The sequence below is a fragment of the Streptomyces sp. NPDC002564 genome, from assembly GCF_042889645.1.
In the GTDB taxonomy this organism is placed as follows: domain Bacteria; phylum Actinomycetota; class Actinomycetes; order Streptomycetales; family Streptomycetaceae; genus Streptomyces.
On the sequence record NZ_JBIARE010000006.1, the window covers coordinates 239,104 to 265,134 of the forward strand.

22 protein-coding genes are annotated in these 26,031 nt (G+C 74.1%); 12 read left to right on the top strand and 10 right to left on the bottom strand.

The window, feature by feature from the left end; all coding sequences use genetic code 11:
• The first annotated feature begins 11 nt into the window (after positions 1-11).
• The 4 genes from ACFYXE_RS22735 to ACFYXE_RS22750 are packed head-to-tail and all read left to right on the top strand — an operon-like array spanning position 12 to position 4,412.
• The gene (locus ACFYXE_RS22735) at positions 12-1,913 is read left to right on the top strand and encodes an acetyl/propionyl/methylcrotonyl-CoA carboxylase subunit alpha (protein WP_389315023.1); all 1,902 of its coding nucleotides are present in this window, start codon (positions 12-14) and stop codon (positions 1,911-1,913) included.
• The gene (locus ACFYXE_RS22740; protein WP_389315025.1) at positions 1,910-3,088 is read left to right on the top strand and encodes an acyl-CoA dehydrogenase family protein; all 1,179 of its coding nucleotides are present in this window, start codon (positions 1,910-1,912) and stop codon (positions 3,086-3,088) included. The genes ACFYXE_RS22735 and ACFYXE_RS22740 overlap by 4 nt, the downstream gene beginning before the upstream one ends.
• Before the next feature lie 11 nt (positions 3,089-3,099).
• Positions 3,100-3,834 carry an enoyl-CoA hydratase family protein gene (locus ACFYXE_RS22745; RefSeq protein WP_389315027.1) on the top strand — a complete coding sequence of 245 codons (735 nt, stop codon included), beginning with the start codon at positions 3,100-3,102 and terminating at the stop codon, positions 3,832-3,834.
• The gene (locus tag ACFYXE_RS22750) at positions 3,822-4,412 is read left to right on the top strand and encodes a TetR/AcrR family transcriptional regulator (protein ID WP_361172136.1); all 591 of its coding nucleotides are present in this window, start codon (positions 3,822-3,824) and stop codon (positions 4,410-4,412) included. Before ACFYXE_RS22745 ends, ACFYXE_RS22750 begins: the two co-directional genes overlap by 13 nt.
• A gap of 70 nt (positions 4,413-4,482) precedes the next feature.
• Here the strand turns inward: ACFYXE_RS22750 and ACFYXE_RS22755 are convergent, their stop codons facing one another.
• A complete protein-coding gene (locus ACFYXE_RS22755; RefSeq protein WP_389315029.1) occupies positions 4,483-5,583 on the bottom strand; it encodes a citrate synthase 2 in 1,101 nt (366 codons plus the stop codon).
• Positions 5,584-5,956: 373 nt separating this feature from the next.
• Between ACFYXE_RS22755 and pdxH the strand changes: the two genes are divergently transcribed.
• On the top strand, positions 5,957-6,592 hold the full coding sequence (gene pdxH, locus ACFYXE_RS22760) for a pyridoxamine 5'-phosphate oxidase (RefSeq protein ID WP_389315538.1): 636 nt from the start codon (positions 5,957-5,959) through the stop codon (positions 6,590-6,592).
• A 260-nt stretch (positions 6,593-6,852) separates the two neighbouring features.
• Here the strand turns inward: pdxH and ACFYXE_RS22765 are convergent, their stop codons facing one another.
• Together ACFYXE_RS22765 and ACFYXE_RS22770 are read right to left on the bottom strand one after the other, a co-directional pair.
• Positions 6,853-7,710: an alpha/beta hydrolase gene (locus ACFYXE_RS22765; RefSeq protein WP_361172142.1), complete on the bottom strand. Its 858-nt coding sequence runs from the start codon at positions 7,708-7,710 to the stop codon at positions 6,853-6,855.
• A gap of 619 nt (positions 7,711-8,329) precedes the next feature.
• Positions 8,330-9,022, bottom strand: coding sequence for a metal-dependent transcriptional regulator (locus ACFYXE_RS22770; RefSeq protein ID WP_355807864.1), 693 nt, complete (start codon positions 9,020-9,022; stop codon positions 8,330-8,332).
• A 150-nt stretch (positions 9,023-9,172) separates the two neighbouring features.
• Here ACFYXE_RS22770 and ACFYXE_RS22775 point away from each other — a divergent pair, with 150 nt between their 5' ends.
• Positions 9,173-9,937: an SIS domain-containing protein gene (locus ACFYXE_RS22775; RefSeq protein ID WP_361172146.1), complete on the top strand. Its 765-nt coding sequence runs from the start codon at positions 9,173-9,175 to the stop codon at positions 9,935-9,937.
• A 14-nt stretch (positions 9,938-9,951) separates the two neighbouring features.
• Here the strand turns inward: ACFYXE_RS22775 and ACFYXE_RS22780 are convergent, their stop codons facing one another.
• Both ACFYXE_RS22780 and ACFYXE_RS22785 read right to left on the bottom strand, forming a co-directional pair.
• Positions 9,952-11,208: a sensor histidine kinase gene (locus ACFYXE_RS22780; RefSeq protein WP_389315541.1), complete on the bottom strand. Its 1,257-nt coding sequence runs from the start codon at positions 11,206-11,208 to the stop codon at positions 9,952-9,954.
• Between the two features lie 26 nt (positions 11,209-11,234).
• The gene (locus ACFYXE_RS22785) at positions 11,235-11,903 is read right to left on the bottom strand and encodes a response regulator transcription factor (protein ID WP_361172149.1); all 669 of its coding nucleotides are present in this window, start codon (positions 11,901-11,903) and stop codon (positions 11,235-11,237) included.
• A 121-nt stretch (positions 11,904-12,024) separates the two neighbouring features.
• Between ACFYXE_RS22785 and ACFYXE_RS22790 the strand changes: the two genes are divergently transcribed.
• Genes ACFYXE_RS22790 through ACFYXE_RS22805 form a run of 4 tightly spaced genes read left to right on the top strand, consistent with a single transcriptional unit; the run spans position 12,025 to position 15,558 of the window.
• The gene (locus ACFYXE_RS22790) at positions 12,025-12,531 is read left to right on the top strand and encodes a hypothetical protein (protein ID WP_389315032.1); all 507 of its coding nucleotides are present in this window, start codon (positions 12,025-12,027) and stop codon (positions 12,529-12,531) included.
• On the top strand, positions 12,528-13,598 hold the full coding sequence (locus ACFYXE_RS22795) for a peptidoglycan-binding protein (protein ID WP_389315034.1): 1,071 nt from the start codon (positions 12,528-12,530) through the stop codon (positions 13,596-13,598). The genes ACFYXE_RS22790 and ACFYXE_RS22795 overlap by 4 nt, the downstream gene beginning before the upstream one ends.
• Complete coding sequence (locus ACFYXE_RS22800) at positions 13,595-14,335, top strand: ABC transporter ATP-binding protein (RefSeq protein ID WP_361172158.1); 741 nt, start codon at positions 13,595-13,597, stop codon at positions 14,333-14,335. The genes ACFYXE_RS22795 and ACFYXE_RS22800 overlap by 4 nt, the downstream gene beginning before the upstream one ends.
• On the top strand, positions 14,332-15,558 hold the full coding sequence (locus tag ACFYXE_RS22805) for an ABC transporter permease (protein ID WP_389315037.1): 1,227 nt from the start codon (positions 14,332-14,334) through the stop codon (positions 15,556-15,558). The genes ACFYXE_RS22800 and ACFYXE_RS22805 overlap by 4 nt, the downstream gene beginning before the upstream one ends.
• A 138-nt stretch (positions 15,559-15,696) precedes the next feature.
• Here ACFYXE_RS22805 and ACFYXE_RS22810 read toward each other — a convergent pair whose 3' ends face one another.
• From ACFYXE_RS22810 to ACFYXE_RS22825, 4 genes are all read right to left on the bottom strand, one after another.
• Positions 15,697-17,076, bottom strand: coding sequence for a PAS domain-containing protein (locus ACFYXE_RS22810; protein WP_361172163.1), 1,380 nt, complete (start codon positions 17,074-17,076; stop codon positions 15,697-15,699).
• Positions 17,077-17,526: 450 nt separating this feature from the next.
• A complete protein-coding gene (locus ACFYXE_RS22815; protein ID WP_389315040.1) occupies positions 17,527-19,143 on the bottom strand; it encodes a transporter in 1,617 nt (538 codons plus the stop codon).
• Positions 19,140-19,916 (bottom strand): ABC transporter ATP-binding protein, encoded by a 777-nt coding sequence (locus ACFYXE_RS22820; protein ID WP_361172169.1) that lies wholly within the window; start codon positions 19,914-19,916, stop codon positions 19,140-19,142. Before ACFYXE_RS22820 ends, ACFYXE_RS22815 begins: the two co-directional genes overlap by 4 nt.
• 70 nt (positions 19,917-19,986) lie before the next feature.
• Positions 19,987-20,646 carry a bifunctional DNA primase/polymerase gene (locus ACFYXE_RS22825; RefSeq protein WP_389315042.1) on the bottom strand — a complete coding sequence of 220 codons (660 nt, stop codon included), beginning with the start codon at positions 20,644-20,646 and terminating at the stop codon, positions 19,987-19,989.
• Positions 20,647-20,985: 339 nt separating this feature from the next.
• On the opposite strand from ACFYXE_RS22825, the gene ACFYXE_RS22830 reads away from it, so the two are divergent.
• Together ACFYXE_RS22830 and ACFYXE_RS22835 are read left to right on the top strand one after the other, a co-directional pair.
• Entirely contained in the window at positions 20,986-22,374 is a 1,389-nt protein-coding gene (locus tag ACFYXE_RS22830; RefSeq protein WP_361172175.1) for a transcriptional regulator, read from the top strand.
• Positions 22,375-22,533: 159 nt separating this feature from the next.
• Entirely contained in the window at positions 22,534-24,582 is a 2,049-nt protein-coding gene (locus tag ACFYXE_RS22835) for a hypothetical protein (RefSeq protein WP_389315045.1), read from the top strand.
• Positions 24,583-24,651: 69 nt separating this feature from the next.
• Here the strand turns inward: ACFYXE_RS22835 and ACFYXE_RS22840 are convergent, their stop codons facing one another.
• Positions 24,652-25,926 (bottom strand): ABC transporter substrate-binding protein, encoded by a 1,275-nt coding sequence (locus tag ACFYXE_RS22840; protein ID WP_361172181.1) that lies wholly within the window; start codon positions 25,924-25,926, stop codon positions 24,652-24,654.
• Between the last annotated feature and the right edge of the window lie 105 nt (positions 25,927-26,031).

Below are 26,031 nucleotides of genomic sequence, written 5' to 3' on the forward strand. Positions count from 1 at the left end.
AGGAACTCCGCATGATTACTTCCCTGTTGGTGGCCAACCGGGGCGAGATCGCCTGCCGTGTCTTCCGTACCTGCCGCGAGCTGGGCATCGCCACCGTCGCCGTGTACTCCGACGCCGACGCGGACGCCCTGCACGTGCGCGAGGCCGACACGGCGGTACGGCTGCCGGGGGCCACGCCCTCCGACACGTATCTCCGCGGCGACCTGGTCGTGAAGGCCGCGCAGGCCGCGGGCGCGGACGCGATCCACCCCGGCTACGGCTTCCTCTCCGAGAACGCGGCGTTCGCCCGGTCCGTCCTCGACGCGGGCCTGGTGTGGATCGGGCCGCCGCCCGCCGCGATCGAGGCGATGGCGTCCAAGACCCGCGCCAAGGAACTGATGGGCATCGCGCCCCTGGGCGAGGTCACCGCGGCCGACCTGCCCGTCCTGGTCAAGGCGGCGGCGGGCGGCGGCGGCCGCGGCATGCGCGTCGTACGGGACCTGCACCGTCTCGACGACGAGCTGGCCGTCGCGCGGGCCGAGGCGGCGAGCGCCTTCGGGGACGGCGAGGTGTTCGTCGAGCCCTACCTGGAGGCGGGCCGGCACGTCGAGGTGCAGATCATGGCCGACGCGCACGGCACCGTGTGGCCGCTCGGCACCCGCGACTGCTCCCTGCAGCGCAGGCACCAGAAGGTGATCGAGGAGTCCCCGGCGCCCGCACTCGCCCCGGAGCTCGTCGCCGACCTGCACGCGCAGGCCGAGCGCGCCGCCCGCGTCACCGACTACCTGGGCGCGGGGACCGTCGAGTTCCTGGTCGCCGACGGGCGCGCCCACTTCCTGGAGATGAACACCCGCCTCCAGGTCGAACACCCCGTCACCGAGGCCGTGTTCGGCCTCGACCTGGTGGCGCTGCAGATCCGGATCGCCGAGGGCGAGGCGCTCCCGGCCGAACCGCCCGCCGCCCGCGGCCACGCCGTCGAGGCCCGCCTGTACGCCGAGGACCCGGCCGCGGACTGGGCCCCGCAGACCGGCACCCTGCACCGCCTGGACGTGCCCGGCGACGTGCGCCTGGACACCGGCTACGGCGCGGGCGACACCATCGGCGTGCACTACGACGCGATGCTCGCCAAGGCCGTCGCGTACGCCCCCACCCGCGCCGAGGCCCTGCGCAAACTGGCCGGCGCCCTGGAACGCGCCGCCGTGCACGGCCCGGTCACCAACCGCGACCTGCTCGTGCGCTCCCTGCGCCACCCCGAGTTCACCGCCGCCCGGATGGACACCGGCTTCTACGACCGGCACGCCGACCGGCTCGCCGCCGCCACCCCCGACCCGCACGCGCCCCTGGCCGCCGCCCTCGCCGACGCGCACGGCCGCTCCCGCTTCGGCGGCTGGCGCAACCTGTCCTCCCAGCCCCACCTCAAGCGCTACCGCACCGAACCCGACGGCACCGAGCACGAGGTCCGCTACCACCACACCCGGCAGGGCCCCGCCGCCGACGGCGTCACCGTGCTCAGCGCGACGAGCTCGCTCGTCGTCCTCGAAGTCGACGGCGTACGGCGCACGTTCACCGTCACCCGGTACGCCGACCGCGTGCACGTCACCGGCGCCCGGGGCGACACCGCCCTCACCCCGCTGCCGCTGCTCCCCGAACCCACCGCCCGCCGCGCGCCCGGCTCGCTGCTCGCCCCGATGCCCGGCACCGTCGTCCGCGTCGCCGACGGGATCGCCGAGGGAGCGCCGGTCACGGCCGGGCAGCCCCTCGTCTGGCTGGAGGCCATGAAGATGGAGCACCGCATCTGCGCCCCCGCCTCCGGCACGCTCACCGCCCTGCACGCCGTCCCCGGCCGCCAGGTCGAGGTCGGCGCGCTGCTCGCCGTCGTAGAGGCCGCCGACCAGGCCGCCGACCCGCTCGTACAGGAGGAACAGTCAGCATGAGCACCGCTCGCAGCACGGTCCTCGAAACCGAGGAGCACCAGGCCCTGCGTTCCGCCGTCGCCGCCCTCGGCCGCCGGTACGGCCGCGACTACCTGGCCCGGGTCGCCGCCGCCGGCGGCCACCCCGACGAGCTGTGGGCGGACGCCGCCAAGCTCGGCTACCTGGGCGTCAACCTGCCCGAGGAGTACGGGGGAGGGGGCGGCGGCATCGCCGAACTCTCCATCGTCCTCGAAGAGCTGGGCGCCGCGGGCTGCCCGCTCCTGATGATGGTCGTCTCGCCCGCGATCTGCGGCACGGTCATCGCCCGCTTCGGCACCGAGGAGCAGAAGCGGGCCTGGCTGCCCGGACTCGCCGACGGCTCGCGCACCATGGCGTTCGGGATCACCGAGCCCGACGCGGGCTCCAACTCGCACCGCATCACCACCACCGCCCGCCGCGACCCCGACTCCGGCGACTGGCTGCTGACCGGCCGCAAGGTCTTCATATCCGGCGTCGACATCGCCGACGCGACCCTCGTCGTGGGCCGCACCTCCGACGCGCGCACCGGCAACCTCAAGCCGTGCCTGTTCATCGTCCCGCGCGACGCCCCCGGCTTCCGGCGCCACCGGATCGACATGGAACTCCAGGCCGCGGAGAAGCAGTTCGAGCTCGTCCTCGACGACGTGCGGCTGCCCGCCGACGCGCTGGTCGGCGACGAGGACGCCGGCCTGCTCCAGCTCTTCGCGGGCCTCAACCCCGAACGGATCATGACGGCCGCGTTCGCCCTCGGCATGGGCCGCCACGCGCTCTCCCGCGCCGTCGCGTACGCCAAGGAACGCAGCGTGTGGAAGACCCCGATCGGCGCCCACCAGGCCATCGCGCACCCCCTGGCGCAGTCCCACGTGGAGATCGAACTGGCCCGCCTGATGATGCAGAAGGCCGCCCGGCTCTACGACGAGGGCGACGACATCGGCGCCGGGGAGGCCGCCAACATGGCCAAGCTCGCCGCCGCCGACGCCTGCGTGAAGGCCGTCGACCAGTCCGTGCACACCCTCGGCGGCAACGGCCTCACCAAGGAGTTCGGGCTCGCCTCGCTCATCGTGGCCTCCCGGGTCGCTCGGATCGCCCCCGTCAGCAGGGAGATGATCCTCAACTACGTGTCCCACCAGACGCTGGGCCTGCCCAAGTCCTACTGAGGAGGACCCCGATGACCCTGGACGTCTCCGCGCCCGCACGCGGCATCGTCACCCTCACCCTGGACTTCCCCGAGCGCCGCAACGCGCTCTCGGCGGACCTGGTGGGCGCTCTCGCCGGCGCGCTGGACGACCTGGGCAAGGACCCCGCCGTCCGCGCGGTCCAGCTCACCCACACCGGCACGACGTTCTGCTCGGGCGCCGACCTGAAGGCGCCGCCCGACCCCGCCGACCTCGTCCGGCTGCTGCGGCGGATCGTGGAGCTGCCCAAGCCGGTGGTCGCCCGGGTGACGGGCCATGTGCGGGCGGGCGGGCTCGGCCTGCTCGGCGCGTGCGACATCGCGGTGGCGGGCCCGGAGGCGTCCTTCGCCCTCACGGAGGTGCGCATCGGCGTCGCCGCCGCCGTGATCTCCCTGACCCTGCTGCCCCGCCTCGACCCGAGCGCCGCCGCCCGCTACCACCTCACCGGGGAGCGCTTCGACGCGGCGGAGGCGGCGCGCATCGGCCTCGTCACGGCGTACGCGCAGGACGTCGACGCCGCCCTCGTGCCGATCCTCGACGGGCTCAGGGCGGCCGCGCCGCTCGCCCTGGCCGAGACGAAGAAGCTGCTCACGGCTAGGGTGCTCGACGCATTCGACCACCACTCGGACGCCCTCATGGCCCTGTCCGCCCGCCTCTTCGGCTCCGAGGAGGCGCGCGAGGGCATGACGGCGTTCCTCGAACGACGGGAGCGCCCATGGGTGCTGTGACCGCCGCGGACCGCTCGCCCAAGCAGGACCGCAGCCGCGCGACGCGCCGGAAACTCCTGGAGGCCGCGGTGTCCTGCCTCGCCGAGCACGGCTGGGCGGGCTCGACGGTCTCCGTGGTCGCCGAGCGGGCGGGCGTCTCGCGGGGCGCGGCACAGCACCACTTCCCCACCCGGGAGGACCTCTTCACCGCGGCCGTGGAGTACGTCGCCGAGCAGCGCTCCACGGCCCTGCGGGACCTTCGCGCGCAGGACAGAGCCGCGGTCGTCGCGGCCCTCGTCGACCTCTACACCGGCCCGCTGTTCCGCGCGGCGCTCCACCTGTGGGTCGCCGCGTCGAACGAGCCGCAGCTCGGTGCGCGCGTCACGGAACTGGAGGCCCGCGTGGGCCGCGAGACGCACCGCATCGCGGTGGAGCTCCTGGGCGCGGACGAGTCCCGCCCCGGCGTCCGCGAGACCATCCAGGGCCTCCTGGACATGGCCCGGGGCCTGGGCCTCGCGAACCTCCTCACGGACGACGGGGCACGCCGGGCGCGCGTGGTCGCGCAGTGGACGGAGCTGCTGGAGTCGTCCCTGGCCTGACACACCCGGCCCGGCAGTGCGCGATCGGCCCGCCGGTGGGCGAGCGACCCGTCGGTGGGCGAGCGACCCGTCAGCGGGCGATCGACCCGTACCCCTCGATCGCCTGCGGCGCGCGGCTCGCGGGGCCCACGTACCGGGCCGAGGGGCGGACCAGCCGGCCCGTCCGCTTCTGCTCCAGGATGTGCGCCGACCAGCCCGCGGTCCGCGCGCAGGTGAACATCGACGTGAACATGTGCGCCGGCACCTCCGCGAAGTCGAGGACGATCGCCGCCCAGAACTCCACGTTCGTGGCGAGCACCCGGTCGGGGCGGCGCGCGTGCAGCTCGTCCAGGGCCGCCTTCTCCAGCGCCTCCGCGACCTCGAAGCGGGGCGCGCCCAGCTCACGGGCGGTGCGCCGGAGCACCCTGGCCCGCGGGTCCTCGGCCCGGTACACCCGGTGCCCGAAGCCCATCAGCCGCTCGCCCTTGTCCAGCGCCTGCTTCACGTACGCGACCGCGTCGCCGGTGCGCTCGATCTCCTCGATCATGCCGAGGACCCGTGAGGGCGCCCCGCCGTGCAGCGGCCCGGACATCGCGCCGACCGCCCCGCTGAGCGCCGCCGCCACGTCCGCGCCGGTGGAGGCGATGACGCGCGCGGTGAAGGTGGAGGCGTTCATGCCGTGCTCGGCGGCCGACGTCCAGTACGCGTCGACGGCCTGCACGTGCTTGGGGTCGGGCTCGCCCCGCCACCGCTTCATGAACCGCTCGACGACCGTGTCGGCCTTGTCGATCTCGCGCTGCGGCACCATCGGCAGGCCCTGCCCGCGCGCCGACTGGGCGACGTAGGACAGCGCCATGACGGCGGCGCGCGCCAGGTCCTCGCGGGCCCGCTCCTCGCTGATGTCGAGCAGCGGCCGCAGGCCCCAGACGGGCGCGAGCATGGCGAGCGCGGACTGCACGTCGACACGGATGTCGCCGGAGTGCACCGGGATCGGGAAGGGCTCGGCGGGCGGCAGACCGGGGTTGAAGGCGCCGTCGACGAGCAGGCCCCACACGTTCCCGAAGGAGACGTGGCCGACCAGATCCTCGATGTCGACTCCGCGGTAGCGCAGCGCGCCACCTTCCTTGTCCGGTTCGGCGATCTCCGTCTCGAACGCGACGACTCCTTCAAGTCCGGGTACGAAGTCGGACATCGGGCGGCTCCTCGTGATGGGTTCGACATGATGGTTTCGAGAGACAGGGGTGCGATCAGCTCATGACCATGCGTCAAAAGTGGGCGTTGTCGGTCCGGATCCACGGTCGTGTCCGCCGATGTCCGGCGAATCCGGCGACTCGCGGTCCGGAACTCATCCCGGTGATGCCCCGTGCGGCTGGTGGTCACCCAACCGATACGGCAGCAGGACGATATCCCTTGGTGCCACCTTTGGCGATGGAATGCGGCACTCAGTGCCACACGTCACCTCTCCGTGGCACCGTGCGCCCCCGCATGAGCCCCGTCCGGCGCGGCAAATACGGCAAGATGACCGCGTGACCGACTCCAGTGCCGCCCTCCCGGAACCGGCCGACATGCGCGAGCAGTACGCCACCGCGGGGCTCTCCGAGGCCGAGCTGCCGGCCGACCCGATGGACCAGTTCGCCCGGTGGTTCAAGGAGGCGGCGGCCGACGGGTGCGCCGTCCACGAGCCGAACGCGATGGTCGTCTCCACGGCCGACGCGGAAGGCCGCCCCAGCTCCCGCACGGTGCTCCTGAAGGGCTTCGACGAGCGGGGCTTCGTCTTCTTCACCAACTACGGGTCCCGCAAGGCCCGCGAGCTCGCGGCCAACCCGCACGTCTCGCTGCTGTTCCCCTGGCACGCGACGGCCCGCCAGGTGATCGTCTCCGGCGTCGCGGAGCGCGTCGCGCGCGCGGAGACGGTGGCCTACTTCCGCACCCGTCCGCACGGCTCCCAGCTGGGCGCCTGGGCCAGCGCCCAGTCCTCGGTGCTTGCCGCGCGGGCGGACCTGGACCGCGCGTACGCCGACCTGGCGGCCCGCTACCCCGAGGGCGAACAGGTCCCGGTCCCCCCGCACTGGGGCGGCTTCCGGGTCACCCCGCACGCCCTGGAATTCTGGCAGGGCAGAGCGGACCGCCTCCACGACCGCCTGAGGTACACCCGCAGACCCCCGTCCACGACCTGGCACGTGGACCGCCTGAGCCCGTGACGCATTCAAGCCCGTCCGGCGTTCGAGGACGAGTGGGCCGAAGGCCGCGATGGCTGGGTGCGCTACGTGCAGGGCAAGGTGAGGGCGGCGGATTCAGCCTGTCCGGCGCTTGAGGACGAGTGGGCCGAAGGCCGCGATCGCTGGGTGCGCTGCGTGCAGGGCAAGGTGAGGGCGGCGGATTCAGCCCGTCCGGCGTTTGAGGACGAGTAGGCCGAAGGCCACGACCGACGGCGCCCCAAGGACACGGCGCCGACACCCCGTCAAAGGACCCCGTCCAGAAACGGTTCGATCGCGGCCCGCCACGCCTCCGGCTGGTCATAGTGCACAAGGTGCCCCGCGTCGGCCACCTCCGCGTACTCCCCGCGGGGCAGGACGCGGACCATCTCCTGGGACTCGGCCCGGCCGAGCTCCCCGTCCAGGCCGCGCACGACGAGCGCGGGGCAGCGGACCTGGATCAGCTCCTCCCAGTGCGCGTCGTGCACCCACGTCTCGCGGGACTCCAGCATCTGGGCGCGGTCGAAGACGGGCCGCCAGCCGTCCGCCTCCTCCGTCATCACCTCGGCGAAGAACTCACCGCGCGCGGGGTTGGGCCGCTCCACCCAGGGGTCGTCCTCGCCGAACCACTTGCGGACGTCGGCGAGCGTCGCGAACGGCACCGGCCAGGACGTGAACCAGCCCTCCCACTCGCGCTGGGACGCCGCCCCGAGCGCGGAGGCCCGCATGTCGCAGATGATCAGGCCCCGGACGAGGTCGGGGCGGCGCGCGGCGAGCTGCCAGGCGGTGAGCGCCCCCATGGAGTGGCCGATGAGGACGGCGGGGGCGAGGCCCAGCTGGACGAGCGCGGCCTCGGCGTCGTCCACGTAGGCGTCGCGGGTGTAGGGGCCGTCGGCGGGCTTCTCGCTCCTGCCGTGGCCGCGCTGGTCGAGCGCGACCGCGCGGTGCCGCTCGGCCAGCCAGCGGGCGGTGCCGGCCCAGTGCGAGGCGCGGCCCATCAGGCCGTGCAGCAACAGCACCCCGCCGGGCGGCCCCTCGGCCTCCCTGAGCTTGGGAGGGTCGGCGTACTCCCAGGCGGCGAGGCGAACGCCACCCGTGCCCGTCACGTCGATGCGCCGCACCATGATTGCTGGCACCCCCCTTGATTCCGCTCGGGATCCACGGCTGGTCCTGCTGCACACCCCCGCACGCTATCGAACCCGCATTCGAAAGCGGCCGGATCGCCGGTAACACCCCTCATTCGGGTGACCACACTCAAGGATTGACCGGCGCGGCCGAGGGGAGATCTTCAACGGGAGGCGGACCGCTCGGGGAAACCGGTCCGAGGGGAATGACCCTGGGAGCTCGGGGCTCCGGGTCAGCACAGGGGAGGACAGGCCCCGGCGCTCCAGGGCGCCGGGGCCCTCGCCGTCCGCTCCCGGGCGGCGGGGCGCCCGCAGGCGCTCGCCGGGCGGGCGGTCCCGCTCACCAGACGGGCACATCTCCAGCCCCCTCTCCGGCCGTGCGGCCAGACCTGGCGCCGACACGGTCAAGAGCCCTCAGGTCATATGCCTCTCGCGACAGCCTCGCACGCAAAACGCTCGGGCGCTGCGATTCCGCACACTGAATCTTGGACTCCGCGAGATCTCGCGAAGATCGTGAAGTCCCGTCAACTGCCCCTCCGGCAACGGGAGTTGACCGCAGTGCGCCCTCGGGGGCCGAAAGCCCCGGCGCCCGGCGGTGCGGGGCCGGGCGGCCCGGCGCTCAGCGCTTGGCGACGAACACGTGCGAGGCGACCTCCGCGGTGAGCTCGGCGGCCTCGCCGCTGCTGCCCACCAGGACCCCGCCCGCCGACTCCGTCACGCTCACCACGGAGCCCGGCTGCACGCCGGCCCGCCGCAGCGTGTACATCAGCTGGGCGTCCGTCTGGATCGGCTCGCCGATGCGGCGCACCACGACCGTCTTGCCCTCGGAGCCCGGGTCGAGCTCCGTCAGGGAGACCATGCCCTCGTCCAGGAACGGGTCCGCGCCGTCCTTCTCGCCCAGCTCCTCCAGGCCCGGGATCGGGTTGCCGTACGGCGACTCGGTGGGGTGGCGCAGCAGCTCCAGCACGCGGCGCTCCACCGCCTCGCTCATCACGTGCTCCCAGCGGCACGCCTCGGCGTGCACCTGCTCCCACTCCAGCCCGATCACGTCCACGAGGAGGCACTCCGCGAGGCGGTGCTTGCGCATCACACGGGTCGCCAGGCGGCGGCCCTCCTCGGTGAGCTCCAGGTGGCGGTCGCTGGCGACGGCCACCAGGCCGTCGCGCTCCATGCGCGCCACCGTCTGGCTCACCGTCGGTCCGCTCTGGTCGAGCCGCTCGGCGATCCGGGCGCGCATGGGGACCACACCTTCCTCCTCCAGCTCGAGGATGGTGCGCAAATACATCTCAGTGGTGTCAATCAGCCCCGACATGGGTGCCCCTCAGAATTAGCTCGTGCGCTGGCCCTGCCCTCAATTCTGACGCATACCACTGACAACCGTGTCGCGCCGCCGGAATTCCCGCCCAGTACCGGCCTGCGACGGTGTTGACAGGGCACTGGTCCAGACCGCAACGTGATGCGAATGAGCTCGAAGAGCGAGAGCAAGTTGGCAGGTCAGTACTTCGACGCCGCGATCGGCCTGCTCCAGCGGGTCCGCGACGAGGAGGCCGGGAACGTCGCCGATGCGGGCACCCTGCTCGCCGACGCCGTCGCGTCCGGCGGGCGGCTCTTCGCCTTCGGCGCCGGGCACTCCTCCCTCGCCGCGCAGGACGTCGTCTACCGCGCGGGCGGCCTCGCCCTCATCAACCTCCTGGCCGTGCCCGGCGTGGTCGGCGTGGACGTCATGCCCGCCACCCTGGGCTCCGCCCTGGAGCGGGTCGACGGCCTCGCGGGCGCCGTCCTGGACTCCTCCCCGGCCCGTCCCGGCGACGTCCTCGTGATCATCTCGCTCTCCGGGCGGAACTCCCTGCCCGTGGAGATGGCCATGAACGCCCGCGCGCTCGGCCTCAAGGTCATCGGCGTCACCTCCGTGGCGTACGCGAGCGAGACCCGCTCCCGGCACGTCTCCGGCACCTTCCTGAAGGACCACTGCGACGTCGTGATCGACTCCAAGATCGCGGTGGGCGACGCGGAGCTGACCCTGGACGGGGTGGACGCGCCCTTCGGCCCCGCCTCCAGCGTCGTCACCAACGCCCTGATGCAGGCCATGACCGCCACCGCCATCGAACAGCTGGCCGAGCGGGGCATCCAGCCCCCGCTGCTGCGCTCGGGGAACGTGGACGGCGGCCACGACTGGAACGGACGCGTCTTCCAGGAGTACGGCGACCGCATCTTCTACCGCCACTGAACCCCCCCGGGGGGCTACCCGTCCTCCGCCGCCCCCGCCCCCGGCCCCGCGGCGGGCGGGAACCCGACCCGTACGGTCAGCCCGCCGCCCTCCTCGCGCGCCCGCGCCACCACTTCCGCGCCGTGCGCCCGCGCGATCGCCGCCACGATGGAGAGACCGAGCCCGGCCCCCTCGCCCCGCGCGTGCGTGCGCTCCTGCAGCCGCCGGAACGGCTCGAAGAGCTCCTGGACCGTGTCGGCGGGCACCTCGGGCCCGGTGTTGGACACCGTCAGGACGCCGTCCGCCGACGTCGTCACGTCCACCCGGCCGCCCTCGACGTTGTAGCGCACCGCGTTCGCCACCAGGTTGTGCACCAGCCGGTCCAGGAGCACCCCGTCGCCCGCCACCGTCAGCGGCCGGGCCCGCACCGACACCGTGACCCCGCGCCCGGCCGCCTCCTCTGCCAGGCCCTCGGCGACGGCCTGCGCGAGGACGTCCACCGCGACCTCCTCGTACCGCTCCAGATCCTGCTCCGACGCGGCGAGCAGCAGCAGCCCCTCGATGAGGTGCTCGCTGTCGTCGGCGACGGAGATGAGCTTCGTACGGATCCGCGCGACCTTCTCCCACGCCCGCGAGTCCGCCCCCGCGGGCGCCGACCCGATCTCGTCGAGCACCCCCGCGAGGCCGATCTCCGCGGCCGCCCGCTGCACGGCCAGCGGGGTGCGCAGCTCGTGCGCCGCGTTGGCCGCGAACCGCTGCTGCGCGCCCACCAGCCGCTCTATCCGGTCCAGCATCCGGTCGAAGGTGTCCGCGAGCTCCTTCAGCTCGCCCGGCGGCGCCTCCAGCGCGATCCGCTCGTGCAGATTCGCCCCCGACAGCCGCCGCGCCGTCCCGGTGATCACCGCGACCGGGCGCAGCACCCGCCCCGCCATCCACCACGCCAGCGCGATCGACAGGACCGCGTACACGGTGAAGACGACCACCGAGACCGTCAGCAGCCGGTTCAGCGCGGCCTCGCCCGCCAGATCGCTGATCTTCGTCACGGCGAGGCTCTCGTCCAGGTCGAGCGGCATGCCCTGCACCCGCCGCGCGGGCATCGCCGAGGCCATCGGCGCCGGCACGGCCCGCCACGGCGGCATCGGCCCGCGCGGCACCGCCGTGGTCACCGCCGAGCTGATCGACGTGTAGAGCCCCTGCTGCACGATCAGGTACACCAGCCCGGTGAGCAGCGCCCCGGCCAGCACGAGCAGCCCCCCGTACAAGGTGGTCAGCCGGGCCCGCTCGCCGCTCATCCGCACCCGCAGCGGCGCCCGCCCGCTCACAGCGAACGCCCCGCGATCCGGTACCCGGCCCCGGGCACCGTCTCCACCACCGGCGGCTCGCCCAGCTTCGCGCGCAGCTTGGACAGGGTCACCCGGACCGCGTTCGTGCGGTAGCTGGTGTCCTCCTCCCACACCTGCTCGATCAGGTCCTCGCCGCTGACCACCGCCCCGTCCGCGCGCAGCAGCGCCTCCAGGACCGCGAACTCCTTGCGGGACAGCGCCAGATGGCGGCCGTCCCTGCTGGCCTGGCGGCGCGCGGTGTCCAGGACGAGACCGGCCCGCTCGATCACCGGCGGCAGCGCGGGCCTGGCCCGCCGGCCGAGCGCGAGCACCCGCGCCAACAGCTCGTCGTACGCGAACGGCTTGGTCAGATAGTCGTCCGCGCCGAGCCCCAGACCCGCCACCCGGTCACGCACCGTGCCCGACGCCGTCAGCATCAGCACCCGGGTCAGCAGGCGCTGCTGGACCACCCGGCGGCACACCTCGTCGCCGTGCAGCCCCGGCAGATCACGGTCGAGGATCAGCACGTCGTACTCCCCGAGCTGCAGTTTCCGCAGCGCGGTCAGCCCGTCGGCCGCCACGTCGACGGCCAGCGCGTCGCGCCGCAGCCCGTCGGCGATCATCTCCGCGAGGAATTCCTCGTCCTCCACCAGCAGTACGCGCATGCCGCCCTGTGTACCCGAGAGTGACCTTTCGCCGGTGTAAGCGTCCCCGGTGAGAGAAACGAAACCCCGCCCCCCGCCAGCCTGTGCGCGTCACCCACGCCACATGTGAAGGGGAAGCCCCATGAGGACCGTCCGCCCGACCCGCACCCGCTCGGTGGCGCTCGCGTCAGCCTTCGCCGCACTCGCCCTGTTCGCCGGCGCCTGCTCCGAGGACTCCGGCGGCGCCGAGGACTCCGGCCCCGCAGGCAGCGCCGACGGCGGCAAGGGCGCCGACGCCGACAAGGCCTTCAAGGAGCGCGAGTGCCTGCGCAAGAACGGCCTGGACGTGCCCGAGCCCAAGACGGGCCAGGACAGCCGCGGCATCACCATCGGCGGCGACCTGAGCAAGGAGAAGATGGAGGCCGTCATGAAGAAGTGCGGCATGGGCGGCGGCTCCAAGGGCGGCGGAGTCTCCCAGGCCGACAAGGACAAGATGCTCAAGTACGCCCAGTGCATGCGCAAGAACGGCTTCAACATGCCCGACCCGAAGTTCGACGGCGGCGCGATGCAGGCCCAGCCCATGCCCAAGGGCGCCGAGGCCAAGAAGATGGAGAAGGCCGCCGAGGCGTGCAAGGGCATCGTCGGATGAGGCGCCGCACCGCGGTCCTGTCCACCGTCGTCGCCCTGCTCGCCGTGACCGGCGGCGGCATCGCCGTCACCGCCCTCGCCGACTCCGGCGGCACCGAGGACTCCGCCCACCGCGACGCCGGCCTGCCGCCCGCCACCGCCCCCGTCGACCGCGGCGACCTCAGCAGCGGCACCCAGGTCGACGGCACCCTCGGCTACGCCAAGGAACGCAAGGTCAACGCGGGCGGCACCGGCACCCTGACCTGGTCCGCCGAGTCCGGCTCGACCATCGGGCGCGACGGGCGCCTCTACGAGGTCAACGGCGTCCCCGTCCGCCTCATGTACGGCACCGAGCCGATGTACCGCACCCTCAAGAGCGGCGACAAGGGCAACGACGTGCGCCAGCTGGAGGAGAACCTCGTCGCCCTCGGCTACGGCACCGGCCTCGCCGTCGACGACACGTACACCGACGGCACGGCCGCCGCCGTCAAGCAGTGGCAGAAGGCCCACGACCGCAAGCAGACCGGCCGCGTGGGCCCCGAGCAGATCGCCTTCCAGCCCGGCGCGCTGCGCGTGAAGTCGACGGCGTCGACCGTCGGCGACCAGGTCGCGCCCGGCAGACCGGTGCTCTCCGCCACCGGCTCCGAACGCGTCGTCCGCGTCCAGCTCGACGTCTCGGACGGCGAACTCGCCAAGAAGGGCACCGAGGTCAGCGTCTCGCTGCCGGACGGCACCACCGCAGGCGGCAAGGTCGCCTCCGTCGGCAGGACCGCACGGCCCGGCGACGACCCCAACGACAAGACCCCCAAGATCCCCGTCACCGTCACCTTCGACGACCCCGGCAAGGTCGACGGCTTCGACCAGTCCCCGGTCACCGTCGACCTCACCGGCGAGACCCGCAAGAACGTCCTGTCCGTCCCCGTCAACGCGCTCCTCGCGCTGCCCGCCGGCGGCTTCGGCGTCCAGGTCGTCGAGGGCGGCCGCACCCGCGACGTCGAGGTCGAGCTCGGCATGTTCGGGCAGGGCAGGGTCGAGGTGCGCGGCGGCGGGCTGCGGGACGGCATGAAGGTCGGGGTGCCGAAGGCATGAACGACCGTGATGCGGCCGGACCCCCCGCCGCGGACCACCGCCCGCCGGCCCCCGCCGTCGTCGAACTCGGCGGCGTGACCAAGGAGTACCCCGGCGGGGTCGCCGCCCTGCGCGGGGTCGACCTGACCGTCGCCGCGGGCGAACTCCTCGCCATCGTGGGCCCCTCCGGCTCCGGCAAGTCCACCCTCCTGCACATCGTCGGCACCCTCGACCGGCCCACCGCCGGGTCCGTCGCCATCGCCGGACACGACGTCGCCGCACTCACCGACCGCAGCCTCTCCGCGCTGCGCGCCCGGCACATCGGCTTCGTCTTCCAGGCCTTCCACCTCGTCCCCGGCATCAGCGCCCGCGACAACGTCGCCGAGGGCCTGCTCTACTCCGGCCTCTCCCGCGCCGAACGCCGCCGCAGGGCCGCGTACGCCCTGGAGCGCGTCGGCCTCGCCGACCGCATGAAACACCGGCCGCACGAACTGTCCGGCGGACAGAAACAGCGCGTCGCCATCGCCCGCGCCGTCGTCGGCGAACCCGACCTGCTGCTCGCCGACGAACCCACCGGCGCGCTCGACTCCGAATCCGGCGAGGCCGTCATGGCCCTGCTGCACGACCTCAACGCGGAGGGCGCGACCATCGCCGTCATCACCCACGACACGGACATCGCCGAACGGCTGCCGCGGCAGGTACGGATCAGGGACGGACAGGTCGTCGCGGACACGCGGGCGGCGGAGGTCGCGGCATGAGCCGGCGCGACGGCGGGGGCCGGCGGCGCGGCAGCGGGCTCAAGGCCGCGCGGCTCAGCCCCCGTGACGTGCTGCACGTCGGCTCCGCGGGGCTGCGCAGCCGCCCCGTCCGGGTCGTCCTGTCCGCGCTCGGCATCGCCATCGGCATCGCCACGATGGTCGCCGTCGTCGGCATCTCCTCCTCCAGCAAGGCCCAGCTCATGCGGGAACTCGACTCCCTGGGCACCAACATGCTCGTCGCCTCGCCCGGCGAAGCGGTCTTCTCCGGCGAGAAGGTGACCCTGCCGCGCGACGCCGCGGGCCGGGTCGGGCGCGTCGAAGGGGTCGAGGACGTCGGCGCCACCGGCGACCTCGAACGCTCCGTGCGACGCAGCGAGAAGATCCCGAAGGACGAGACGGGCGGCATCTCCGTGAAGGCCTCCACCGAGGGGCTGCTGAAGGTGCTGCGCGGGAGGACGGGCAGCGGCAGCTGGTTCAACGCGGCCAACAGCCGCTACCCCTCGGTCGTCCTCGGCCACGTCGCCGCCAAGCGGCTCGGCATCACCTCGCCGGGACAGCAGGTCTGGATCGACGACCGGTACTTCACCGTCATCGGCATCCTCGACCCGCTGCCGCTCGCCCCCGACATCGAACGCTCCGCGCTCACCGGCTGGGACGCGTCGCGCAAGCTGCTCGGCTTCGACGGGCACCCGACATCGGTGTACGAGCGCTCCACCGACGCGAGCGTGGGCTCCGTGCGCAAGCTGCTCGCCGCGTCCATCGACCCGGAGAACCCGCGCAACGTCCAGGTCACCGACCCCTCATCGGCGCTGCAGGCCAAGGCGGCGACCGAGGGCGCGTTCTCCACGCTGCTGCTCGGCCTCGGCGGCATCGCGCTGCTCGTGGGCGGGGTCGGCGTCGCCAACACCATGATCATCTCGGTGCTCGAACGCCGCTACGAGATCGGCCTGCGCCGTTCGCTCGGCGCGACGCGGGGCCAGATCCGCGTGCAGTTCGTGACCGAGTCCCTGATGCTGTCCGGCCTCGGCGGGATGGCGGGCGTGGCGCTCGGCGCGGCGGCGACGGCGGCGTACGCGGTGTCCGGCGGGCTGCCGTGGGTGGTGCCGCCGTGGGCCGTGGCGGGCGGGTTCGGCGCGACGCTGGCGATCGGCACGGTGGCGGGACTGTACCCGGCGGTGAGGGCGGCCCGGCTGTCCCCGACATTGGCGCTGCACGCGGTGTAGACGCGGCCCCGGCTCCGGCGGGTGGGCGGGAGACATCCGCCGCCCGGCGGCGGACCTGCCGGAACCGGCGGCCCACGACGGACCCCGCCCACCCCCTCCCACCGAGCACACCGCACCGCCGCCCGGCGGCAGGACCCCTCAGGCCCCGTCCAGGGCCTGCGCCAGATCGAGGGACGCGGCGACGCGCGACGCCACGCTCTCCGCGTACGCCGCGTCCGCCCGGTCGAACTGCCCCCGCCCCGCCCCCCGCAGAAACGTCACGACGCCCAGCGTCCGCCCCCGGCTGCGCAGCACCACGCACAGCGCGTGTTCGGTGTCCTGGGGCCACTGCCGGCCCGCCGCCCACTCCCGCACCCGCTCCGGCGAGGCCCCCGGCCCCGCGCTGGCCCGCACCGAACCGGTGCGCTCCACGCACTGCGGGGCGGGATGCCCCTCGGGATAGCGCACGGGGATGCCCGCCATGGCGACCGGCAGGCAGGGCCCGGGCGGCCCCGCGGGCGTCGCGGCCACCCGTACGAGCCGTACGGGACCCTCACCCGCCAGCAGGTCCACCAGCGCGTGGTCGGCGAACCCGGCGAGCGCGAAGTCCAGCTGCACGGTCGCCGCCTCCGTGGGGTCCTCGCACTCCGCGGTCGCCCGCGCCGCCCGGTGCAACTGCTGGGACCGGAACCGCAGCTGCGCGGCCACCTGCTCGGTCTGCCTGGCCTCCGTGACGTCCAGGAAGAGCCAGCCGACACCGAGCGGCACCGGCTCCTCGGCGAGCGGCGAGGCCAGCCGCAGGAAACCGCTGCGCCAGCACCGCCGGCCGCCCCCCTCCTCCTGCCCCGCCGCCGCCCGGACCGACACCCACAGCTCGGCGGGCGCGGGCGGGGTCCCCTCGGCCAGCACATGGGTCAGCGCGCTCTCCAGCTCCTGCACGCCCTGCCCGAGCAGATCGGCCAGCGGCCGACCGAGCAGGGCGGTACGGCCCACGCCGAAGGCCCGGGCCGCGTGTTCGTTGACCACGGCGGGCCGCAGGTCCGCGTCGACGAGCACCACACCCCACGAGGCGTCCTCGAAGAGGGCCTCGCTCAGGGCGATGGACCGCTCCAGGTCGATCTGCGCGTGCACCTCGCTGAAGGCGCAGTACACCCCGGAGGGCTTGCCGTCGCCGCCCCGCACGGACGCCGACTGCATCCGTACGAGCACCCGCCCGCCGTCCTTGGTCACCAGCGCGAACTCGTGCACCTGCCGCCCCGGCGCGTCCATCGCCGACAGCAGCCGCCCCTCGACGTCCCCGGCGTCCGCGGCCCGCACCGCCCACCCCGAGAACCCCCGCCGCCCCACGGCCTCCGCCGCCGACCACCCGAGGATGCGCTCGGCCTCCCGGTTCCAGTGCGTCACGACGCCGTCCGCGTCGAACGCGCACAGCGCGGCGTCCATCCCGTCGAGCAGCGCCGCGAGCAGCTCCGCGCCGCCGGGCTCGGGCTCTTCGGGACCGAGTTCGTCAGTAGTTCCGCTCTGCCGCGAAGCACTCACCTGGAACCCCCTGCAGGCCGTGTCCTCGTCCTCATGAGCCGCCTGTACTGCATGAGCTGCGCGACCTGCCTGTGTCGCACGTCAGATCATTCAACTGGAACGTGACGCACCCCACAGGAAGTTCCCGGAAGTCGGTGAGAAATCGTTGTGCGCGAAATTCGGTTGTGCGGTCCATGGGGCGGTTCCTAGGGTGGCGTGCACACGAGAAGGGAGGTGGTTCGGCCGATGTATGGAAACCGGACGCGTGAGGTGACTGCGGGCTAGCGGCCCGTCGTCGCAACTCGAATTCGGCGCCGGACCAGCACGTGCGATCTGCGTGCAGCCGGCCCTATTCCCAAGCAGTCACCCGACCCGCGAGCCGCCGGTGCGTCCGGCCGGCTTCCTCCGCCGCTGGCGGCAGGGACCACGGCTCGCGGGTCGTCTGCGTGCGAGGGGTGCCCGCCCGCGCCGTCAGCCCCTGCTCACCGCCGTGAGGATCTCCGGCAGCCGTCCCGCAAGGCGCGGGGCCGCGAGGCGCAGGCCCAGTTCCGCGACCGCCGCCCCGTAGGCCGCGCCGAGCGGCAGCAGCAGCCAGCTCCAGGAGCCCGCGCCCGAGGCGTGCAGCCAGATCGTCAGGGCGAGGACCGGGGCGCACAGCAGGGCCGCCGCGACCATGCCGCCGAAGAGGGAGATCCAGGCGAGTCCCGCCTGGCCGGGGGCCACGTTCTTGTAGCCCTCCTGCGGGATCGAGTAGGGGAAGCGGACCGAGGACCACGCGCCCGCGGCCAGCATCGCGCCGAGGAGGGCCAGGGAGAGGCCGAGGACCTCCGCCAGGGCGGGCCAGTCGCCGAGCAGCGCGGTCGTCAGGACGGTGACGAGCGTGGCGTAGGGCAGCGTGACGAGCAGCAGCGCGAGTGCCCGGCCGCGCAGCTCCACGTACGCGTCGCGCGGTGTGGAGATCGTCGTCGCGACCATCCAGAAGGCCGAGGTGTCCTGGCCGAACTGGTTGTACATGAGGATGCCGAGCATGCCCGCCGCGAAGCAGCCGAAGTAGACGGAGCCGGTGCCCTGGAGGGCGTTGAAGACGGGCACGATCAGGCCGACGGCCAGGGATGTCACCCAGGCCGCCTTGGTCTTGGGGTCGCGCCAGGCGTAGCGCAGGCTGCGCTCCATGACGGTGCCGGTGCGGCCCGCGGGCAGCAGTCCGCCGAGGGCGCCCGCGGTGCGGGAGGCGCCCTTGTCCGGTTCGGCCGCCGCGAGCGTGGAGCCGTCGGGCGTCGTCATCAGGCGGGTCAGGCTGCGCTGCCAGAGGGCGAGCAGCGCGAGCAGGGCGGCGACGGAAAGGGCCAGTTGGGCCGCGCCCCGCGCGTACGCGCCCTCGCTCACCGAGTCCACCGCGCCGAGCGCCGCGGCCGGCGGGATCCAGCGGACCACGTGCGCGGCCGGGGCGAGCGTGTCCAGGCCCGAGGAACCGAGCCTCTGCGCGCCGAAGTTGACCACCTGCGCGCCGATCGCGACGACCAGGCCGCTGAGGACCGCGAGGTCGCGGCCCTTGCGGCTGGTGAGCAGGCGGATGTTGGCGGCGGCGACCGCGCGGGCCAGCGCCACGCAGATCAGCAGGGTGAGGGCGACGGCGAGGACGCCGGTGACGGCCGCCGCGGCCCCGTGGGCCAGGGCGACGGCCGCGCCGAGCGCGAGGCAGAGCGTGAAGAGCGGGCCGATGCCGACGAGGGAGGCGACGAGCAGGGCGCGGACGAGGGGCCGCGGGCGCAGCGGCAGCATCACCAGGCGGGTGGGGTCCAGGGTCTCGTCGCCGCTGGGGAAGAACAGCGGCATGACCGCCCAGCCGAGGGCGAGCACCCCGGTGAGCAGGACGCAGACGGTGCCGGCGTGCTCGTTGCCGCGCAGGGCGACGAGGCCGATGAGCTGGAGCGCGGCGACGAGCAGGGAGACGGCGACGGAGGCGATGTAGGCGGCGCGGCGGCCCGCGGACTGGCGCAGGCCGTTGCGCAGGAGGGACAGTTTGAGGCGGACGAGGACGGCGGTGATCGCGGTGGGCCGCGCGGCGGTGCCGGTGCTGGTGGTCATCGGGGGCCGCCGCCCAGCCAGTCCAGGTCGGATCCGGTGTCGCGGCCGTGCGCGCCGACGAGTTCGAGGAACGCCTGTTGCAGCGAGGGCGCGGCGCCCCGCACCTCGGCGAGGGTGCCGTGCGCGCGGATGCGGCCCGCGGCCATGACGGCGACCCAGTCGCAGAGCGACTCGACGAGTTCCATGACGTGGGAGGAGAAGACGACCGTGGCGCCGGAGGCGGTGTAGCGCTCCAGGACGCCGCGGATGATCTGCGCGGAGACGGGGTCGACGCCTTCGAAGGGCTCGTCGAGGAAGAGGACTTCGGGGTTGTGCAGCAGCGCCGCGGCCAGGCCGATCTTCTTGCGCATGCCGGTGGAGTAGTCGACGACCAGCTTGTGCTGGGCGCCCGCGAGGTCGAGGACGTCCAGGAGCTGGGTGGCCCGCTTGTCGACCTCGGTGCCGGGCAGGCCGCGCAGCCGTCCGGTGTACGCGAGGAGTTCGCGTCCCGAGAGTCGCTCGAACAGCCGCAGGCCCTCGGGGAGCACGCCGATGCGGGCCTTGACCTGGACGGGGTCGCGCCAGACGTCGTGGCCGACGACCTCGACGGTGCCCCGGTCGGGTCTGAGGAGTCCGGTGACCATGGAGAGGGTGGTGGTCTTCCCGGCGCCGTTGGGCCCGACCAGGCCGATGAACTGGCCCGCGGGCAGGCTCAGATCGATCCCGGCGACCGCGATCTGTTCGCCGAACCGCTTCCAGAGCCCTTGGATCCGTACCGCCGCCGCCTCGGTCACCGTGCCGCCCTTCGCCGCTTTCGCCGTGTCCGCACGATACGACGGCGGCGGCGCCGCGGTGGTCGGCCGGTCAGCGGCGCGCTTCCCTGCCGCACGCGTACGCCAGCGGGGAGATGATCTCCTCGGCGTCCGGCAGCCAGCGGTTGGCGGCGGTGGGGCGGCAGGCCCACTGGACGGCGCCCTTGCCGCCGTAGCGGGTGGGGGGCGCGGCGACGTAGGTGCCTTCGCCGAAGCAGATCAGGTCGATGGCGGCGGGGGGCCAGCCGAGCTTGCGCACGAGGTCGGGCACCTTGGCGGCGGCGCCGGGCAGCACGAAGAACTGCATGCGGCGGTTGGGGGTGCAGGTCACCGGGCCGAGGGTGAGCTCCATGCGCTCCATGCGCGCCAGGGCGAGGAATCCGGCGCTCTCGGGCACGTCGATCGCGTCGAAGGTGCGTCCGGTGGGGAGCAGGATGGAGGCGTCCGGCTGCTTCTGCCAGAGCCTGCGGGCCACGGTCGCGCTGCCGGTGGCCTGGGTCGCCCAGTCCTCGCGGGCGGGGTGTGCGCCGGGCGCATCGCACGCGGCCTCCCCGCACGAGCAGCGTTCGACGCCCTGGACGGATTCCAGCCAGGTTCCCGGGAACACGTCCCAGTGACGCTCCTCCGCGTATCGCACGGCCGTGTCCAGCAAGGCCTCTCCGCGCTGCTTCGGGATCTGCGCGGCTGACGTGACTCCGATGGTCTCTTCCACGAACTTCTCAACTCCCGGTGCCACCTCGGGTTACGGGCGCACGCGAGGGCGGAGGAGGAGCATCGATCCTGCGGCCGGGGCGCATGGGTGCACGGGCGGGGGCGCGCATGGGGATTGGCGGCCGGGTGCGGGTAGCCAGGTCACGGGCAATCAGAGGACGCCTCGGAGGAAGCCCGGGGACCGACAGGTCCGTCCAGATTCACATGTTTAGTTGTTAATGGCTTCTTTTGCTTCTTTTGTGGCGCATCTTCCCTTGCCCCAAGGGCATTGATCATCGTGAGGCGGTCCCCGGCGGCCGCCCCGTATCCGATGGTCCACGGTGCACACAGGGGGTACGCCATGGCCGCCAGGCCTCTCGTCGCGCGACAGCCCAACGAACGGCTGCAGGCGCTCATCCAGGAAGCCGGCTGCTCCAACGCCGGTCTGGCCCGCAGGGTCAACATGTGCGGTGCGGAACACGGCCTCGACCTGCGCTACGACAAGACGTCGGTGGCCCGCTGGCTGCGCGGGCAGCAGCCGCGCGGCCGGGCGCCCGGCATCATCGCGGAGGCGCTCGGCCGGAAGCTGGGCCGCACCGTGACCATCGACGAGATCGGCATGGCGAACGGCAAGAACCTCGCCTCCGGGGTGGGGCTGCAGTTCTCCCCGACCGTGCTCGGCGCCATCGAGCAGGTCTGCGAGCTGTGGCGCAGCGACGTGGGGCGGCGCGACTTCCTCTCCGGTTCGTCGGTGGCCGCGTCCGCGCTGGTCGAGCCCAGCCGCGACTGGCTGATCTCCTCGCCCGACCAGCAGGTCGGCCGCAGCGCCGGGCCGCGCGTGGGCATGTCGGACGTGGCGGCGGTCAAGGCGATGACGCAGGCGCTGACCGAGCTCGACCACCAGTTCGGCAGCGGCCATGTGCGGCCGGTCGTCGTGCACTACCTGAACTCCGTGGTGTCCGGGCTGCTCGCGGGCTCCTACCGGGAGGCGGTGGGCCGCGAACTGTTCGCCGCGGTCGCCCGGTTGACCGAGCTCGCCGGGTACATGGCCGTCGACACCGGCCAGCCGGGCCTGGCCCAGCGGTACTACATCCAGGCCCTGCGCCTGGCCCAGGCGGCCGGGGACCGGGGATACGGCGGATACGTCCTGGCCGCGTCGATGAGCCACCTCGCCGCCCAGCTCGGCAACCCGCGCGAGATCGCGCAGTTGGCGCGGGCCGCGCAGGAGGGCACCCGCGGCCGGGTCACGCCCCGCGCGGAGGCGATGTTCTACGCCGCCGAGGCGCGCGGCCACGCGCTGCTCGGTGACGCGCGGGCCACCCAGGTCGTGGCGGGCCGCGCGGTCGAGGCGATGGACCGGGCGGCAGGCGAGGCCGGCTCCGGCGACGACCCGGTGTGGATCCGGCACTTCGACCATGCGTATCTGGCCGATGAAATGGCGCATTGTCACCGGGACTTGGGCCAGGCCGACGCGGCCGCGCGCAGCGCCCAGGAGTCCCTGGACGGGCACCCCGAGACCCGGGCGCGGCGGCGGGCCATCGGCCTGGTCCTGCTGGCCACGGCCCAGGTGCAGCGCCGCGAGGTCGAACAGGCCTGCCACACGGGCCTGAAGGCCGTCGAACTGCTCGGCACGCTGCGCTCGAACCGCGGCGCGGAGTACCTGGAGGACTTCCAGGAGCGCCTGGAGCCCTACCGGGAGGAGCCGGTGGTACGGGAGTTCGGCGCGCGTGTCGACATCCAGGCCGCGTGAGGAGGACGGCGGTCCGGCCGTGAACAGCGCCGGGGCGGGAGGTTTTGTTACTGCCGCCGCCTTGCGGAGGGCACCGTTCTGAGCTGCGTGGCAGAGGGATGTGGCGACCCGGTAGCGTGACCCGACGGTTCCGTAGGTCCCCCATGTGTAGGAGTCCCGGTGACGCAGCAGAGCGGTCAGGGCGCTGCTTCCTCCGATCCGCAGCCCGCGGCCCGGCCCGCCCACGAGGGTGTCGTGCTGCCCGCGGACGGCGGCGAGCCGCTGTTCCCCGGCACCACCGGCCGGCACCCGGCCCCGGCGGGCGGCAGCCCGTGGGGCGAGCCCTGGGGGCCCGACGCGGCGGGACCGCCGCCCGGCCAGGGCCAGGAGTGGGGCGCACCGCCCCCGCGGACGCCCGCCCAGCCGCTGCCCGCGGAGGGCACCGGCGTGCCGTCCGACGCCGGGTACGCCCCGCAGCAGTACGGCGGCCACGCCCCGCAGGGCGCCCCCGACGCCTCGTACGGCGGCCCGCAGGGGTACGGCGGCCAGGAGTACGGCGGCCGGGGCTACGGGGACCAGGGGTACGACAACCAGGGCTACGACAGCCAGGGGTACGGCGCGCAGCAGCCGGGGTACGGCGGGCAGCAGCCGGACCAGGGCGCGTACGGCGCGCACGGCGCCCATGCCGGGTCGCCGGGGCGGGACGACGCCGGATACGGCGACGACGCCGGATACGGCGCGCGGCCGGGCCAGGGCGCACACAGGGCGCAGCCGGCGCACGGCGCCCACGCGGCACCGCAGCAGCCGCAGCCGGCCCACCAGCCGCAGCCGCCGCACCAGCAGCACCAGACGCACGGCGCGCACGCCGCACCGCAGCCCCAGGCGCAGCTCCCGCACCAGCCCGCCTCCGAGCAGCCGCAGCAGCCGCAGCAGCAGTCCCGGCGCAGACACGGCGCGCCCGCCGCGCCACAGCAGGGTCACGGCGCCCGGCCGCTGCCGCCCGCCGCGCAGGCGCAGCAGCTGCCGCCCGCCGCCGGACCGCGCAGCATGCCGCTGCCGCCCGTCGCCGCCCCCGGCGGTTCCGACGGCGACGCCACGCAGTTCATCGCCCCGGTGCCCGCGGGCCCCGACGAGGGAGCCACCCAGTACATACCGCCCGTGCCCGCGGGCGGCGACGAGGGGGCGACGCAGTACATACCCCCGGTGGGACCCGGCGCCCTGCCGCCCGAGGCTCCCGCCTCCGACGCCACGCAGTTCCTCGGCCGCACGGCCGCGCACGGCGCCGCACCCGGCCCGCTGCCCGGTGCCGCGTCCGACAGCGACCCCACGCAGTTCATCGCCCCGGTCCCCGGCGGCAGCGCCCCCGCGGGCCACGGCGCCCCGCCGGAGCCCTCCAACGCCCCCTACGGCATACGCCCCGGTGCCCCCGGCGACCGGCAGCCGCCCGCCGAGTTCGACAGCCTCTTCCGTACCGAGGCGGCCCCCGAGGGCCCCGCGTCCACCCAGCAGATGCCCCGCGTCCAGGCTCCCGGCCCCGAGCCGGTCCCCGAGCCCGCGGGCGGCGGTCACGGCGGCGGCCGGGGCGGCGGCGGGCGGCGCGGCGGCACCGGCTCGAAGGTCCCCCTGATCGCCGCGGTCGGCGTCGGCATCGCCGTGCTCGGCATCGGCGCGGGCGCCCTGCTCAGCTCCGGCGGCGACGACGAGAAGAAGGACGACGGCAAGCCCGTCTCGGCCTCCGCGGAACCCGACGAGCGGCCCTCGCCGAGCGCCGACCCCGCCAAGGAGCAGGCCGTCGCCCTCGACAAGCTCCTCGCCGACAGCAACAACAGCCGGGACACGGTCATCGCCGCCGTGCGCAACGTCGGCAAGTGCCAGAACCTCGGCGAGTCCGCGAAGGACCTGCGCGGTGCGGCCCGGCAGCGCAGCGGCCTCGTCACCCGCCTCGCCGCCCTCAAGGTCGACAAGCTCCCGGCCAACGACCACCTGACGGCGGCCCTCAACAAGGCCTGGAAGGCGTCCGCCTCGGCCGACAACCACTACGCCGCGTGGGCGGACCAGGTGGCCGGCAAGAAGGGCTGCCGCAAGGGCCACGCCCGTCCCACCTCGCAGACCGTGGCGGGCAACCGGCAGAGCAACCTGGCGACGACCTCCAAGGGGCAGGCCGCCGACCAGTGGAACGCGATCGCCCGCAAGTACGGCCTGACCGAGCGCAACAAGACCCAGCTCTGACGCCCGTGACGCCGACGGCCCCGCCACCCGCGACCGGGTGACGGGGCCGCCGCCGTGCGGACCGGGCCGCTACGCCGTCTGCTCCAGCGTCTTCTCCACGTCCACGAAGCCCTTGCGGGCCGGGACGAGCCGCCCGTCCCGCACCACCTGGAAGGTCACGCCCGAGTTGATCAGGCGCGGGTAGTCGCTGGCCGCGAGCAGGTCCTCGAAGCGCCAGCTCAGCGGCGGCGTCAGACCGCCCGTCTCGACCCGCACCCCGCCGTCCAGGGCCCGGCGCAGCGTGCGCGCCGACACCTCGCCGCCGTCCAGCGACTCCACGACCTGCTTCAGGACGGTGTACGCGACCCACGTGGTCTGCACGCCCGCGTCCGCCGGGTCGACCCGGTTGTCGCCGAAGGCCTGCTCGCGGACGGCCTTGCGCATCGGCGCCCACCGGGGGTCGCTCGTCGCCGGGTACCAGCCGGTGACGTACGCCCCTTCGTAGGGGCCGCTCGCGCCGCCGGTGCGGTCGATCAGGGACTGGTCGATGCTGCCGAGCACGGCGGAGATCCGGACCGGCGGATAGTCGGCGCGGGTGCGCCGGAACGCGTCGTAGAAGGTGTCGGTGCGCGCGCCGAGCGCGGCCGTCACGCAGCCGTCCTTCGCGCCCGCGTCCCGCAGGGCCCGCTCGGCCTGCGGGGTGAGGTCGGTGCCGTCCTCGGCGGCCCGGATGTCGGAGACCGGCCGGTGGTGGCCGTCGGCGAGGCCCTGGTTGAGCAGCTTGGGCAGTTCGTCGCCGGCCAGCGTGTCGGGGCGCACCAGGGAGACGCGCTCGCAGCGGGCGGCGAGCTGGCGGCCGTTGCCCGCCATCAGGGCCGGTTCGCCGCCGTTGACCGGGTAGGACAGCGGGCTGCTGAACTCGTCGTCGGTGATGCCGTAGCCGCCGATGTAGGGGATGCCGGCGACCTCCAGCGGGCCGAGGAAGGACTGCCCGTGCTGGCTGTAGGCGCCGACGACCGCCGCCACGTCCTGCTCGACGGCCTCGCGCGCGCACTGCGTGGCGCCCGCCGGGTCGTTGTGGTCGTTGCAGGTGAGGACCTTCAGCTCGCGGCCGTCCAGGCCGCCGTGCGCGTTGACCCAGCGGGCGTAGGCCTGCGCCATGGCGGGGACGCCCGGCTTGTTGGTCGCCTCGGTCTTCTCGGGGGCCCAGGTCATCACGGTGATGGGGCCGTCCCCGGAATCCCCCGTGGTCCCGGGGATGACCCCGCAACCGGACATCAGGGACGTGCACGCCGCCACGGCGGCCGCGGAGAGCACCGCGCTGCGGGAGGGGCGGGGGAGGAAGGTGCGTCGCCGGCCGGTCATGTCCCCGCACGATTCCGTGGGGCGGCCAACCGTGGAGTGATGCCCGCTCAACGGACAGTGACAGGAAAGTGAACGGGCGGGGTCCGGTTCGGGGGCGACGGGTGG